The sequence below is a fragment of the Serratia sp. OLAL2 genome (assembly GCF_002752475.1).
GTDB lineage: Bacteria > Pseudomonadota > Gammaproteobacteria > Enterobacterales > Enterobacteriaceae > Serratia > Serratia bockelmannii.
In genome coordinates, this window is the sequence record NZ_MSTL01000002.1 from 120,056 (window position 1) to 133,496 (window position 13,441).

The following is a 13,441-nucleotide window of genomic DNA, read 5'->3' on the forward strand; positions in this document are numbered from 1 at the left end:
ATGAGCAGTATCAAGATTTACCATAACCCGGCCTGCGGCACGTCGCGCAACACGTTGGCGCTGATCCGCAACAGCGGCGCTGAGCCTGAGGTGATTTTGTATCTGGAAACGCCGCCCAGCCGCGAACGGTTGATTGCGTTGCTGGCCGAGATGGGCATGACGCCGCGCGCGTTGCTGCGTAAAAACGTCGCGCCTTACGCCGAGTTGAAACTGGACGAGACTCGTTGGAACGATGATCAACTGATCGACTTCATGCTGCAACAGCCGATCCTGATCAATCGCCCCATTGTGGTGACTCCGCTTGGTACGCGTTTGTGCCGTCCGTCGGAGGCGGTGTTGGAGATTCTGCCGGATCCGCAGCGTGGCGCTTTCAGCAAAGAGGACGGAGAGCCGGTGATTGATGCGCAGGGCCACAGGATAACCAATGGCTAATCGCTGTGGCCCCGTATTTCATTCAATCAGTGCAGTTCGGCGCCGCTGCGGTCGGCCAGCGCTTCCAGCAGCGGGGCAGAAGGCACGAAGAACAGGGTGCCGGTCACCGCGTGGCTGAAATCGAGCAGCCGATCGTAGTTGCCGGCCGGGCGGCCGATGAACATGTTTTCCAGCATCTGCTCGATCGGCTGCGGGGAGCGTGCATAGCCGATAAAGTAGGTGCCGAATTCGCGCAGGCCGGGGCGGCCGAACGGCATGTTGTCACGCAGAATTTTCACCTCGTTGCCTTGCTCGTCGGTGATGGTGGTCAGCGAACTGTGCGACGACGACGGTTTGACCGCTTCATCCAGCTCGATGTTGGACTGCTTATGGCGGCCGATGATCTTCTCCTGCGTTTCCACGCTGAGCGAGTTCCAGCCCTGCATGTCGTGCAGGTATTTTTGCACCAGCACATAGCTGCCGCCGCTGAACGCCGCGTCTTCGTCGCCGATCACCGTGTAGTCGAAGGCTTCGTGCCCCTCCGGGTTCTCCGTGCCGTCGACGAAGCCGATCATGGCGCGCTGATCGAAATAACGGAAGCCGTGCACCTCTTCTATCACCGTCACGGCGTCGCCGAGCTTGGCGGTCAACTGAGAGGCCAGTTCAAAACACAGATCCATTTCATCGGCGCGGATGTGCAGCAGGATGTCGCCGGGCGTGGCGACGGCGACGCGCTCCCCGCTGCCGATCGGGCTGAACGGATGCAGCTGGCGAGGGCGCGGTGCGCCGAACAGCGTATCCCAGGCTTCGGAGCCGAAGCCGCAGACGCAGGTGAGATTGCTTGCCGGCGCGCGTTTGCCGACCGAACGCACCACGGCGGCAATGTCGCCGCACCAGGCGCGCACCGCCGCTAGATGGGCGGGAACGGGCGACAGGGTAGCGACGATGAAGATGGCATGGCGCGTCACCGGTGTGAATACGGCTTGCGGCAGAGGGTTATTTGCATTCATTGCATTCGGCTCCAGTGTGTTCGGGTGAAATCGGTCAGATCAAATTAAAGTGCTCGTCGGGTTTCATCGGCGGTGGCAGCGGGCTTTGGTCGTTCATTTCCAGCAGGTTGCGCTCGATGGTGTTGCAGATGGCGTTTAACGGCAGATGGTTAGCCGACACGCCAAACGGATCCTCCAGCTCTTCGGCCAGTGAGTCCCAGGATAAGAAGGTATAGGAAATGAACACTGAAACAAACGGTGTCATGTAATGCAGGTCGGTCACCAGGGCAAAAGGCAACAGGCTGCAGAACAGGTAAACGGTGCGCTGCAGGATCAGGGTATAGGCGAACGGCACCGGCGTGCTGGCGAGCCGTTCGCAGCCGCCGAGGGCGTGGGACAGTTCGCTCAGCTTGTTGTCGAGCAGCTCGAAAGTGATGTCGCTCAGCAGCCCCTGTCGGCGCAGCTTGCCGATCTCCTGGCCCAGCATCAGCAGGATGCGGTTGGTCGGCATCGGGCTGGCGATCACCTCGGCCAGCTCTTGGCTGCTGAGATTGTGGTACAGATCGGCGGTCGGGTCGGTGCCGCGCAGCTGATGCTTCAGGCTCCAGCTGAAGGCGATCAGCAGCTTGGCAACCTTTTGCTGCACCGCCGATTCGTCCGGCAGCAGGCTTTTGATCTGGCGCAGCAGGGAGCGCTCGGTAATCAGCAGCGAGCCCCACAGGTTGCGCGCTTCGACAAAGCGGCTGTAGCCGGCGTTATTGCGAAAGCCGAGAAAAATGGCGATGGCGATGCCCAGCAGGCTGAACGGTGCGATGGTTAAATGCACGCCGAGCTGTTCGTACCATTGGTAGCTGATCACCGCCACTATCGACATCAGCACGTTCAGCGATAGGCGAAAGGTGATCTTTGATAGCACGGAACCGTGCCAGGCGAACAGGCGAAAAAACCAGTTCTGATTCGGGCGAATTATCATGACGTGGGTGCTTCCTGGTGTCCTGCTATTGAGAATAGTCGATTCTTATCCGGCGGCGTTAGGCCGCCGTTGTCGATTGCCAGAGCCGCTGCGGATGCGTATAGACGGTGGCGCGCCCCGGTTTGCTGAAGCCCACCAGCGTCAGGTTGCTGCGTTCGGCCACTTCCACCGCCAGGCGGGTGGCGGCGGAAACGGCGAACAGGATCTCGACGCCGCACATGGCGGATTTTTGCACCATTTCATAGCTGGCGCGGCTCGACACCAGCGCCGCACCCTGCAGCCACGCCTGTTGGCTGCGGTAGCCCAGCAGCTTGTCGAGCGCCACGTGGCGGCCGACGTCTTCACATCCGCCGCTGAGCGCGCCGTCCGGCTGGATCCAGGCCGCCGCATGGGTGCAGCCGGTCAGTTTTCCTACCGTTTGCACCTCCTGCAGCTGCGCTAACGCCCGGTCGAGCAGCGCCAAATCGAAACGTTGCGTGAAAGGCAGTGGTGCGATGGGCTGAGCAACCTCCTGCAGCTGTTCCACCCCGCAGACGCCGCAGCCGGTGCGGCCGGCCAGGCTGCGGCGCTTCTCTTTCAGCTGCATAAAGCGGCGGCTCGAGAGTTCCACATGCACTTCAATGCCGTTGCAGGCCGGTTGCTGGCGGATGTCGTAGATGTCGTCGGGGGAGGCGATAATGCCTTCGGACAGCGAAAAACCGATGGCGAAGGCCGCCAGATCTTTCGGCGTCGCCATCATCACCACGTGGGAAATGCCGTTGTACACCAGGGCGACCGGTACTTCTTCCGCCAGCCAATCCTGTTGCGCCTGAGCCAGATCGTTGCGCTGCCAGACCGCGTGGCGCGTCAGGCATTCCTGTTTGATATCGTCGGTTTCTGCGAGGAGTAGGTGCTTGTTCATAACGTTCTCGTGACTGTCGGTGACGAGGCGCCGACGGGGATGAATTCTTATTAGCAGGTGTGGGGATTATACAGGATTCTGATCCCGCTCGCGTAGGGAATCACGCCCTGCAGGTTATCCACAGTTTTGGTGGATAACGTGTGTGCAAGGCAGAGTGAAACCGTTAGCAGGCGTAAAAAAATCGCTAAGAAAATTATTATATTACGCAGAGGACTGCAGCGTATGGCGACTTTTGGCGATGGATGCCGCTTTGCGCCACGAACACAATGACGGTATTAAAATACAGTGCTTTAGAAAGTCAGGGGGCATGGAGAAGAGGCGCATTTTTTAATCAGCAGGTTTATCCTGTCGTCGTTTGCTCTGGCAATGAGCCTTACGTGATTAAGCACCAGTGCAAAAATGTCAAAATTGGTACTCGACGATGCGGCATTGCGGCGAGTCTGCGCTTGAACAGCCGCAGCACTTTTTCTTCTGACAAGCCACCAGAGTGAACATAACCCTATCGATATAGTCACCGTGATTTCAAATGAGCCGCTGACTTATCAAATTGAAACGTTGTCGGCATTTTATGTGGGTTTTTACGTCATGGAATTTTTTGGCGTTATTAATAATGACTTGTGACTTGTGACTTGTGACTTGTTATTGGTGTAAGTGATTTTTTTATTATCGCTGAGGTCAGCCTCTGTTTGATTGCTGCTTCTGTCTTTTTCTCATCGCCCCCTATTGTTGTTGTTTAGTGAAACAATACGTTTATATTTTTGCTATTTATCGCAAACAATATCCTTACTAGTATCCATCTCAGCTAAGCAATACAGCGCATCTGCGAACTATTGATTAACTAATATACACTTTAACCAATATATTATAAATGGAGCACAATATCATGACACAGACAACGTCTACGCCAAGCCGTGAAGAAGCCGATGCCATCGTTGAAAGCATGGTTGCTATTTTCAGTAAACCTATCCGTTCTCCGGTCATCGGCAAACCCACTGACTTCGGCTTGCAGTATGAAGACGTCTTTTTCCCAGCGTTGGACGGCGTGCCGCTGGAAGCGTGGTTCATCCCTTGCGTAGGTTCCGACAAGGTCATCATCTGTAACCACCCTGTGTGGTGCAGCCGGACTGGCCTGCCTGCCGACCGCGAGCCGTGGCGTTCCATCGGCGCTGCAGGCGGTAACGATTTTGCTTTCAGCTTCCTGCCGGACTATAAAATTCTGCACGATGCAGGCTACAACGTACTGGCTTACGACCTGCGCAATCTGGGTCTGAGCGGCGAAGCTAACGGCGGTATCGGCAGCATCGGCGTGCTGGAAGCGCGCGACGTCGTGGGGTCATTGAACTATGTCCGCAGCCGTCCTGACCTGAAAGGAAAGAAAATCGGTTTGTTCAGTCGCTGCATGGGCGGTAACGCGACGTTCTTTGCGATGGCGAAATATCCGGAGCAGTTCAATGATGTCCGTTGTGTGGTTATGCCACAGCCGATTTCCATGCGTGCCGCCGTCGGCGTCGCGACGGAATTGGCCGGCATCCCGGACCGTCTTGATGAAATTGACGAACGTCTGGCGATGGTCACCAGTTTCCATCTGGATGACATGGATCCTTCCGTGCCTGCGCGGACCAACACCAGTGTTCCCACTTTCATCTATCAGGTACATGACGACGTGATGACCCGGCCATCCGATGTGCAGAACATTTTCGACAGCATGCCGGTTAAAGAGAAACAGCTGCACTGGATCCGTAATACCACCCACCGCTGGGATGGTTATCTGTACTTCCAACGCGAGCCAAAGCTGATGTTGGACTGGTTCAATAATTACATGAACTGAGGGTGAATGGATCTTTTAAGCAGTATTTATTTTTAATGTGATGAATAAGTGAGTGTGTCCACATGGAGTTATAAAAACTGCATTTCACCATCACCTTTTTATTTCACGGAATTCTCCTAGGGCATCGCTCGTTTTGGCGGTGCTTTTCTTTCTTTTTTTTGTTATTCAATTAATATATTTATTTCTGGTTGTGACGGAATAGTCGTTCTGGATAATATTTTGCGGTGGCATAACGTCTGGACCTCCCCATGAATATGCAAAACGTTAGGAGATATCGCATGAATACCCTGGAAAATCTGAGGATTTTTTTGCGTGTGGCCCAGACCTGCAGCTTCACAAAAACGGCAGACGATCTGGGGGTGAATAAGAGTCGAATTTCCATTGTTATCCGCCAGCTGGAAGACGTGCTTGGCGTACGCCTGTTACATCGAACCACCAGGGCAGTGCATCTGACGGAAGACGGCTTGGCGTTTTACGAACGCGCAGTAGAAATACTCTCTTCGGTAGATGACCTGCAGACGATGTTTGTCGAAAGGACGGAACTGAAAGGCAAGCTGAGGGTGGATATGCCTACGGATATAGCCAACAGCATTATTATCCCTAAACTCCCCGATTTTTTTTCCCGCTATCCCGGCATTACGCTGGAATTATCTTGCACCGACCGGCGGGTGGATCTGGTACAGGAAGGCTTCGACTGCGTTGTCCGGGCGGGTGCCGTTTACGATAAGAACCTGGTGGCGAAACTGATTGGAGAAATGCCCGTATTCAACCTCGCCAGCCCGGATTATCTGGCGAGAAAAGGCACGCCATACAGTATCGATGACCTTCTCAAGTATCAGCATGTGGCCGTGCACTATACGCCGAATATTGGTAGTAAGCCGATGGGCTGGGACTACCTGAAAAACGGTAAATATGAATATTTAAATCTGCCAGGATCGCTGAAGCTGAACAATGCGCAGTCGTTTATTGCTGCTGGGTTGGCGGGGATTGGCTTAATCCAGTCACCGATGCTTGGCGTGCATAACCACGTCGAGCGTGGCGAGCTGCTGCAGATTCTGCCTGATTGTGAGCCTGAGCCGATGAAGTTCTGGTTCGTCGTCGCGCATCGTCATAATTTGTCCCGTAAAGTTAACGTATTCATGGATTGGATAACCGAGCAGCTCGCACCGTGGCTTACGAAGAAGGGCGCGGTACGGGATAACACGCCGATTAATCGCTGAATATCACGGTCTTCGGCACCGTTCGCCATGACAGTGCATGACTCACCATGGCTATCGATATGCCGTGGGGGCGAGTGCCAGGTTATCCACAGTTTTGGTGGATAACGTGTGTGCAAGGGGCAGTAAAACACTTAGCAGGCGTAAAAAAAAATCGCTCAGAAAATTATTATATTACGCGGCAAAGCGCGATCCGCAGGGGGATAGGGGGTTGCACGCGTTCGCGTTTTGTTTATGCCTTGCTGTATAAATATACAGCCTGGTTGTGATTATGCTGAGTACTTTAAGGTTGTATGCTTTTTCACCAGGTGAGCCCCTGACGTTACCGCTGTTTGCCGATCGCGTGGCCTGCGGTTTTCCTTCCCCGGCGCAGGACTATGTCGAGAGCCGGCTGGATATCGGCAAACTGCTGGTGCGGCATCCTAATACCACTTATTTCGTGCGCGCCAGCGGAGAGATGGAGCGAGCAGGATGGATCAGGCACTGAATTTTTCACTCAGCTATGCGCAGCTGACCCGGGAAGCAGAAGATGCGATTAAAAAATGCAATCTGAACCAGGGCGGGATGGGTTACACCCTAGAGTTGGGTAAGGCTTCTGTCATTCTGAGTTTCTGGTACGGTCTGGCGCTGCAGGGCTATCCGGGCACAATAATGGATGAACGTGTTGATGCCGACCGGCTGCGCCTGCATGTCCTCATCTATAAGAGAGAGGAGTGACATCGTGGCAACGGTTAACGTCCGCCGGCCGTCGCCGCTGCAGCGACGGATGCTGATTGTGCTGGCCGCCCCCAAACGGTAACTGATATTTTGCTGGTTGAGCAGATAGACCGCCTGACCCGTCTCAGCAACAGTGACTGGATGACGTTGAAAAAGCAGATTGAGCAGCATGAGTTACGGATTGTCAGCCTGGATGTCCCTACCTCATGGCAGGCGCTGTCAGAGAAAGATCCTGCACAGGCGGGCCCGATCACCCGTGCAGTAATAACCGCCATCAATAACATGCTAATCGACCTGATGGCCGCGATGTCACATAAGGACTGGTTGAGTCGCCGCCAACGGCAAAAGCAGGGAATTGAACGGGCGCATACGTTGGGTAGATACCGGGGAAAGCAGGCAGATCAGGAACGACATCAGAAAGTCCTGTACTACCGACAGATTAAGAAACTGAGCATCCGAGAAACAGCAGACGCGACAGGCTACAGTACTTCCCAAGTTTGTCGCATTCAGGCCTTCTATAAAGAAGTTGAGACTGATTAAAAAGCAGCCTTAATGTACAATAATTTTCGATATCCCAACTGACCCCATGAACAATCAATGAGTTAGAGGTGAAAGATGATTTCATACAAAAAAATCATACCTGCTCTTGTCATATTCGCTTTATCTAATGCTGTGGCATATGCGAATGATTTCGACAAATCAAATGAAGCGATGGCAATTTCAGCAATAGGTTTTTCTGGCTCAAATGCTCGTGTTGCACATGATGTTTGTGGGGCAACCAATGAGAAAATTGATAAATATAAAAAACAAATAAAAGACTCATTAACTAGAACATTAAAGTATGAACAGTCAGGATTCGATACGCATTGGGATAATGGTTGGAAAAATGCTGATTTTTTGGTTAAGTCATTAAGTAATGATGAAGCCTATAAAAAAGAATATTGCCGAGAGGTTTTAGATGGAATTAATAATCCTGAAATGAATTAAGGATTATTCCTTATTCGGGGTTCTACGCCGGAACCCCAGATTTTTCCGTCCGCTAAAATTATCCCCGGTTGAGCAGCTTTATACCGTCAGCTCGCAGTGGATCATCAGGGGAAATGTGGCGGTACAGCGTTTGTCGGGTTATCCCAAGCTCCTGGCATAACGTACTGACTTTCGTCTCTGGCCGTCCCATTGATGCCATTGCCAGTCGCAATTTTATTGGTGTCATTTTGTAAGGCCGTCCGCCGTTCCTCCTGTGGGCTCTTGCTGAGGCAAGGCCTGCCGCTGTTCTTTGCGGCGCTGTACGCAGCAGAGACCGACGGCCGCGCGCGACTGGCTCGACACCCGCTTAGTCCCGCCCTCTGGTCAAATGCAGGCTGACGTGTGCAGCCTGCAGGCAGAGGATTTCGTCTGGCAACCGGTATCGCCCGCCGTCGGCGCCGTTCGCAATGACAACCCCTCACTCATCCTGCCCATCGATACGCCAACGGTCTGAGTGCCGCATTATCCACAGTTTTGGTGGATAACGTGTGTGCAAGGGGCAGTAAAACACTTAGCAGGCGTAAAAAAAAATCGCTCAGAAAATTATTATATTACGCGGCAAAGCGCGATCCGCAGGGGGATAGGGGGTTGCACGCGTTCGCGTTTTGTTTATGCTTTACTGTATAAATATACAGTTTGGTTGTGATTATGCTGAGTAATTCAAGGTTGTATGCTTTTTCACCAGGTGAACCCCTAACGTTACCGCTGTTTGCCGATCGCGTGGCCTGCGGTTTTCCTTCCCCGGCGCAAGACTATGTCGAAGGTCGGCTGGACATCGGCAAGCTGCTGGTGCGGCACCCCAACGCCACCTATTTCGTGCGCGCCAGCGGCGAATCGATGATCGACGGCAATATCCGGGATGGCGATCTGCTGATTGTCGACAGCGCCCTGACGCCGGAGCACGGCAATATCGTGATCGCCGCGGTGGACGGCGAATTCACCGTCAAAAAACTGCAGCGTCACCCCGATGTGCGGCTGTTGCCGATGAACCCCGCCTACGCGCCGATCGTGTTCGACGACGAAGCGCAACTGGAGATCTTCGGCGTGGTGACCTTTATCGTCTACGCGGCCCGGTGACTTCGGCCCTTTTTTTCATTTTTTTTCTGCCCGATCTTTTCGTTGGCGTGACCTCTCTACTGAGTTTCCAGTTCATTACACTCAGGGGAATCCTTCATGGCCATAAAAAACAAGAACGGCGCAGGGCGTACGTTCACATCAGCCAAACGTACCGCCGGGAAGCGGGTCGCTATCGGGGTAGGGTGCGCATTATCGGGCATGCTCACCTCCGCGATGGCGGCGCCCGGTGCGTCGGTGCCACCGGCGGCGGTCGAGCAGTCCGCTATCCTGCCTTTCGCCATTCCCGCCGGTGACCTGGCGCCCGCCTTGCAGACGGCGGCCGCTAAGGCCGGCGTGATAGTGATTTTCACGCCCGAACAGACGCGTGGAAAAAACACCGCGGGCCTGCAGGGGCATTATCGCCTCACCGACGCGTTCGATACGCTGTTGGCGGGCAGCGGATTGCGCGCTCAGCAAACCGCACAGGGATATCGGTTGGTCGACGCCGGGCCGGTTCAGCCGTTGACGATACCGGAACTGTCGGTGGTCGGCGGTTTGTCCGACAGCGTCGCCGCCGGCCGTTCGGTGTTGGATAAAGAAGACATCGAACGCGTGCAGGCTGACAATATCGCCAGTTTGCTTGATCGCTTGCCTGGCGTAGGGATGGCGGGCTCGCCGCGCCCGGGCGGCCAAAGCCTGAATATCTGGGGCATGGGGGACATGGAAGATGTGAAGGTCGTGCTGGACGGGGCGCCGAAGGGATTTGAGAAATATCGGCAGGGCTCGGTATTCATCGAACCCGAACTGCTGAAAAAGGTTGAGGTCGATAAGGGGCCGCACAATCTGTTGAACGGCAATGGCGGCTTTGGCGGGACCATTACGCTGGAGACCAAAGATGCTGGGGACATGCTGCTGCCGGGCGAAGATTTTGGCGGCTTGCTGAAGTACAGCTACCACACCAACGATCGTCAGGGCATTTACAGCGGTGCCTTGTACGGCCGTACGCCGGAAGGATCCGCCGACGGTTTGCTCTACATGAGCAAGCGTGACGGCGGCAACCTGAAGCGGCCGGACGGCACGCGTTTTGCCTATTCTGCCAACGATCAGGCTTCCTACCTGTTAAAAACCAATATTTATCTGAGCGAGGCGCAAACGCTGACGCTGTCGGCGATGCGATCCGATTCCGATGGCTGGCAGCCTTTTGCCGCCAAGCGGGACGATATCGCCGCGCCCAGCCAGGCGGATATCGATAAATATGGCCGGGAAGAAGCGTGGCGCCGCATTCTGGTGTATCGCGACCAGACAGACACCAATTACTCGGTGAAATGGAATCTGGCGCCGGAAGCGCAGCCGTTGCTGAATCTGACGCTGTCTTACGCCTATTCGAAGACCGAGCAGCATGACAAGCGGCCGGATTCCGCTTCAAAGTTCAGCTATCTCGGTACGCTGGGCAATGAAAGTTGGGTGAACTATACCGATCGGCAGTTTGACGTCAGCAATGAAAGCCGTTTCGCCAGCGGTCCGCTGGAGCACAAGCTGTTGCTCGGTGCGCGTTGGCATAAACATCAGCGCGATACCCTGATGTATTACCCTTCGCAGGTGAAAAACGCCAGTTACAACTACGGCTATTTCCAGCCGTACTACATGCCGGCGGGCGAACAGGAAACCCGCAGCGTTTATCTGCAGGATGCGGTCAGCTTCGGCAGCCTGACCGTGACGCCGGGCGTGCGTTACGATCATGTGACCAATACCGGGCAACCGAACCGGGCGCCGCGCTATAACGACAGCGATCCGCTCGTGGGCCATGATTACAGCAGCGTGACCTATACCGGCTGGTCGCCGCATTTGGGCGTGATGTGGAAAGCGACGTCGAATCTGTCCCTGTTTGCCGACGTTAGCCGCACCTGGCGCGCCCCGGTGATCGACGAACAGTACGAAGTGCAATACGCCGCTTCCAGCGTGCCCGGTACCAGCCGCGGCCTGCAGGTGGAACGCATGACGGGCGTTCGTCTCGGCGCGGTGCTGGACTTCAACGATGTGTTGATGGCGCGGGACAGCCTGCAGATCCGCACTACGCTGTTCCGCAATCGCGGCAAGGACGAGATTTTCTATCGTCGCGGCGTAGTGTGTGACGCCGCACGGCACGGGGGCCAATGTGGGCAACCGTTGTCGAACTATCGCAACTTGCCGGGCTATACCATTGAGGGCGTGGAGCTCGAATCGTTTTATGACAGCGAAAGCCTGTTCGGCAGCCTGTCGTTCTCCTCGATCCGCGGCAAACGCGACGCTTCACCGCGCGATCCGTGGGGCAACGAAACCTGGATTGCCGAAATTCCACCCGTTACGGCACACGCGATGCTGGGCATGAAAGTGCCGCAGTGGGACATGGCCTTCGGCTGGACCGGCGATTTCGTACGTAAACAGGATCGTTCACCGGCCGACGGCGATCCGATGGCCGTTGTCTGGGCCCTGCCGAAAACCTCGGGTTATGCATTGCACGGCCTGTTCGCCTCGTGGCAGCCCAGCGGTTTGCACGGCTTCGAAGCCCGCGTGGCGGTGGACAACCTGTTCAACCGCGATTATTACCCTTACCTGGGCGAATCGGTGTCTGGCGTAGGGCGCAACATCAAGTTCAGCGTCAGTCAGCGTTTTTGACGATCCTGTCTGCAGGGGGCCATTTAGGCCCCTTTTCACGTTTCCTCCCCCGTATTTCCCTATTTTTTCGCCGTTTATAAATCATCAGCAATCGCTTGACACAGAAGTTACAATTTTAAAATAATAATAATTATCATTTTCAATCTCATTATCAATTGGTGTCACCGAATGGCAAGGAAAGAGGCCGCGGCAGCCAACGGGTTTGCTCAACAGCTTTACCTTGAGCATCACAGTTGGCTATGCCATTGGCTGCGACAGAAGGTTGGGTGTGCGCATCACGCCGAAGACCTGGCGCAGGATACTTTCATCAGTATTTTACTGAGCCCGCAGTTGCTCGCCATTCGGCAACCACGCCCCTTCCTGGCGACCGTAGCGCGCCGGCTGGTGGCGAATTATTACCGGCGTAAAACAATCGAAGAGAGCTATCTGCAGGCCTTGAGCGAGTTGCCGGCGATCGAGGCGCCCTCGCCGGAAGTTCGTCAACAAACCCTCGAAATGCTCGAACAGTTGGATCAGGCGTTGGACGGATTGCCGGCGCACGTCCGCGAGGCTTTCCTGTTGGCGCACCTGCAGGGCATGCGTTATTGCGACATCGCTGAACGTTTACGGGTGTCGACCAGCTCGGTGAAACAATATCTGCAGCGCGCTAATTTGCACTGTTTCTTTGCATTGGCGGCGTAACGGCAGGTGCGGAACCCATGATGGAATCGGATATCGATCGGCAGAGCGCGCGAGAGGCCGCCGCGTGGTTAACGCAGCTGATGTCGGAAGAGGCAAGCGACGCGGATAGGGAAAACTGGCGACGTTGGTATCAGGCGAAACCGGAAAATGAACGCGCCTGGCGGCATATCGCCGCGTTTTCATCCCGTTTTTCTCTGCTTAACGGGGCGGCGGCGCAGCGTAGTCTGTCGCAGTTGCCGAACCCGCAACGTCGCCGGTTATTGAGAAGCCTGGCGGCCATCGGCGTGGTGGGGACGGTTGGTGTCGGTTCGGGCGCGCTGCCATGGCGCCCCTGGCTGGCGGATTACCGTACGGCGGTGGGGGAACAGCAAACCGTCGCGTTGGCGGATGGCGCGCAGTTGATGCTGAACACGCAAACGGCGGTCAACGTCAGCCGTCAGCAGGCCACATTGCTGGAAGGCGAAATGATGGTGAATCTGCCGCCGGAAAGCGGTGCGTTGACGGTGAGATTGCCGCAGGGCGAGCTCATGGTGCAGGCTGCTCGCTTCAGCATTCGCCTGTGGGACACTTACAGTGATATCGCCGTTTATCTTGGCCGGGTCACGATCCTTTCACCAGCGCATCGGAACGCGGTGCTCAACGCCGGTCAGGGCGGCAGATTAAGCCGGCAAGGCATTGGCGAACCGTATCGCGTGACGCAAGAGCCCGGTTGGCGGCAAGGCATGCTGCTGGCCGACAACATGCGGCTGGACGACTTCCTGATGGAACTGGGGCGTTATCGTCAGGGCGTTATTCGCTGCCGGCCGGAGGTCGCCGGCCTGAGGCTCTCCGGTGCGTTCCCGCTGGCTGACCCCGAGCGCGTCATCGCGGCACTGCCCGGCGCGTTGCCGGTTAGGGTAAATATGCTGTCAAAATACTTCATCACCGTATCCTAAAGTTTTTTACTCTGCCATTAGGGCATTTCCTTTTCTATTGACCTGTTCTTTT

General features: G+C 55.4%; 13 protein-coding genes and 3 pseudogenes. 12 read left to right on the forward strand and 4 right to left on the reverse strand.

Annotation, left to right across the window (positions count from 1 at the left end; genetic code table 11):
* Nucleotides 1-432, forward strand: coding sequence for a glutaredoxin-dependent arsenate reductase (gene arsC, locus BVU99_RS02700; RefSeq protein WP_025303339.1), 432 nt, complete (start codon nucleotides 1-3; stop codon nucleotides 430-432).
* A gap of 26 nt (nucleotides 433-458) precedes the next feature.
* Here arsC and BVU99_RS02705 read toward each other — a convergent pair whose 3' ends face one another.
* The 3 genes from BVU99_RS02705 to fdhD are packed head-to-tail and all read right to left on the reverse strand — an operon-like array spanning nucleotide 459 to nucleotide 3,274.
* A complete protein-coding gene (locus BVU99_RS02705; protein ID WP_099817123.1) occupies nucleotides 459-1,421 on the reverse strand; it encodes a Dyp-type peroxidase in 963 nt (320 codons plus the stop codon).
* A 34-nt stretch (nucleotides 1,422-1,455) separates the two neighbouring features.
* The gene (locus BVU99_RS02710) at nucleotides 1,456-2,373 is read right to left on the reverse strand and encodes a bestrophin family ion channel (protein WP_025303337.1); all 918 of its coding nucleotides are present in this window, start codon (nucleotides 2,371-2,373) and stop codon (nucleotides 1,456-1,458) included.
* Nucleotides 2,374-2,431: 58 nt separating this feature from the next.
* A complete protein-coding gene (gene fdhD / locus BVU99_RS02715) occupies nucleotides 2,432-3,274 on the reverse strand; it encodes a formate dehydrogenase accessory sulfurtransferase FdhD (RefSeq protein WP_080350768.1) in 843 nt (280 codons plus the stop codon).
* A 266-nt stretch (nucleotides 3,275-3,540) separates the two neighbouring features.
* Here fdhD and BVU99_RS25085 point away from each other — a divergent pair, with 266 nt between their 5' ends.
* The 7 genes and pseudogenes from BVU99_RS25085 to BVU99_RS24915 all read left to right on the forward strand — a co-directional run bounded on the left by BVU99_RS25085 (nucleotide 3,541) and on the right by BVU99_RS24915 (nucleotide 8,023).
* Nucleotides 3,541-3,765 carry a hypothetical protein gene (locus BVU99_RS25085; protein ID WP_168186796.1) on the forward strand — a complete coding sequence of 75 codons (225 nt, stop codon included), beginning with the start codon at nucleotides 3,541-3,543 and terminating at the stop codon, nucleotides 3,763-3,765.
* Between the two features lie 392 nt (nucleotides 3,766-4,157).
* Nucleotides 4,158-5,102 (forward strand): alpha/beta hydrolase, encoded by a 945-nt coding sequence (locus BVU99_RS02720; protein WP_025303335.1) that lies wholly within the window; start codon nucleotides 4,158-4,160, stop codon nucleotides 5,100-5,102.
* 278 nt (nucleotides 5,103-5,380) lie between these two features.
* Nucleotides 5,381-6,322 (forward strand): LysR family transcriptional regulator, encoded by a 942-nt coding sequence (locus BVU99_RS02725; RefSeq protein ID WP_025303334.1) that lies wholly within the window; start codon nucleotides 5,381-5,383, stop codon nucleotides 6,320-6,322.
* A gap of 268 nt (nucleotides 6,323-6,590) precedes the next feature.
* Nucleotides 6,591-6,776, forward strand: a pseudogene (locus tag BVU99_RS02730) (DNA polymerase V); the annotation flags it as partial.
* Between the two features lie 14 nt (nucleotides 6,777-6,790).
* Complete coding sequence (locus BVU99_RS02735) at nucleotides 6,791-7,036, forward strand: hypothetical protein (protein ID WP_049295892.1); 246 nt, start codon at nucleotides 6,791-6,793, stop codon at nucleotides 7,034-7,036.
* 84 nt (nucleotides 7,037-7,120) lie between these two features.
* A pseudogene (locus BVU99_RS02745) lies at nucleotides 7,121-7,576 on the forward strand (recombinase family protein); the annotation flags it as partial.
* Nucleotides 7,577-7,651: 75 nt separating this feature from the next.
* Nucleotides 7,652-8,023, forward strand: a complete 372-nt coding sequence (locus tag BVU99_RS24915; RefSeq protein ID WP_126502249.1) for a hypothetical protein — start codon at nucleotides 7,652-7,654, stop codon at nucleotides 8,021-8,023.
* Nucleotides 8,024-8,081: 58 nt separating this feature from the next.
* Here BVU99_RS24915 and BVU99_RS25275 read toward each other — a convergent pair.
* Nucleotides 8,082-8,315 (reverse strand): annotated as a pseudogene (locus BVU99_RS25275) (resolvase); the annotation flags it as partial.
* Between the two features lie 395 nt (nucleotides 8,316-8,710).
* On the opposite strand from BVU99_RS25275, the gene umuD reads away from it, so the two are divergent.
* From umuD to BVU99_RS02780, 4 genes are all read left to right on the forward strand, one after another.
* Nucleotides 8,711-9,139: a translesion error-prone DNA polymerase V autoproteolytic subunit gene (gene umuD / locus BVU99_RS02765; protein WP_049209475.1), complete on the forward strand. Its 429-nt coding sequence runs from the start codon at nucleotides 8,711-8,713 to the stop codon at nucleotides 9,137-9,139.
* Nucleotides 9,140-9,352: 213 nt separating this feature from the next.
* A complete protein-coding gene (locus BVU99_RS02770; RefSeq protein ID WP_227255664.1) occupies nucleotides 9,353-11,773 on the forward strand; it encodes a TonB-dependent receptor in 2,421 nt (806 codons plus the stop codon).
* A 168-nt stretch (nucleotides 11,774-11,941) separates the two neighbouring features.
* The gene (locus BVU99_RS02775) at nucleotides 11,942-12,454 is read left to right on the forward strand and encodes a sigma-70 family RNA polymerase sigma factor (RefSeq protein ID WP_025303329.1); all 513 of its coding nucleotides are present in this window, start codon (nucleotides 11,942-11,944) and stop codon (nucleotides 12,452-12,454) included.
* Nucleotides 12,455-12,471: 17 nt separating this feature from the next.
* The gene (locus tag BVU99_RS02780; protein ID WP_049209469.1) at nucleotides 12,472-13,389 is read left to right on the forward strand and encodes a FecR domain-containing protein; all 918 of its coding nucleotides are present in this window, start codon (nucleotides 12,472-12,474) and stop codon (nucleotides 13,387-13,389) included.
* Nucleotides 13,390-13,441: the final 52 nt, after the last annotated feature.

Excerpts from the sequence above, each read along its gene's own strand:
- BVU99_RS02720 (WP_025303335.1), top strand. The coding sequence starts at position 4,158 with ATGACACAGACAACGTCTACGCCAAGCCGTGAAGAAGCCGATGCCATC.
- arsC (WP_025303339.1), top strand. The coding sequence starts at position 1 with ATGAGCAGTATCAAGATTTACCATAACCCGGCCTGCGGCACGTCGCGC.
- BVU99_RS02780 (WP_049209469.1), top strand. The coding sequence starts at position 12,472 with ATGATGGAATCGGATATCGATCGGCAGAGCGCGCGAGAGGCCGCCGCG.
- umuD (WP_049209475.1), top strand. The coding sequence starts at position 8,711 with ATGCTGAGTAATTCAAGGTTGTATGCTTTTTCACCAGGTGAACCCCTA.
- BVU99_RS02775 (WP_025303329.1), top strand. The coding sequence starts at position 11,942 with ATGGCAAGGAAAGAGGCCGCGGCAGCCAACGGGTTTGCTCAACAGCTT.
- BVU99_RS02770 (WP_227255664.1), top strand. The coding sequence starts at position 9,353 with ATGGCGGCGCCCGGTGCGTCGGTGCCACCGGCGGCGGTCGAGCAGTCC.
- BVU99_RS02725 (WP_025303334.1), top strand. The coding sequence starts at position 5,381 with ATGAATACCCTGGAAAATCTGAGGATTTTTTTGCGTGTGGCCCAGACC.
- BVU99_RS02735 (WP_049295892.1), top strand. The coding sequence starts at position 6,791 with ATGGATCAGGCACTGAATTTTTCACTCAGCTATGCGCAGCTGACCCGG.
- BVU99_RS02705 (WP_099817123.1), bottom strand. The coding sequence starts at position 1,421 with ATGAATGCAAATAACCCTCTGCCGCAAGCCGTATTCACACCGGTGACG.
- BVU99_RS24915 (WP_126502249.1), top strand. The coding sequence starts at position 7,652 with ATGATTTCATACAAAAAAATCATACCTGCTCTTGTCATATTCGCTTTA.
- BVU99_RS02710 (WP_025303337.1), bottom strand. The coding sequence starts at position 2,373 with ATGATAATTCGCCCGAATCAGAACTGGTTTTTTCGCCTGTTCGCCTGG.
- fdhD (WP_080350768.1), bottom strand. The coding sequence starts at position 3,274 with ATGAACAAGCACCTACTCCTCGCAGAAACCGACGATATCAAACAGGAA.
- BVU99_RS25085 (WP_168186796.1), top strand. The coding sequence starts at position 3,541 with ATGACGGTATTAAAATACAGTGCTTTAGAAAGTCAGGGGGCATGGAGA.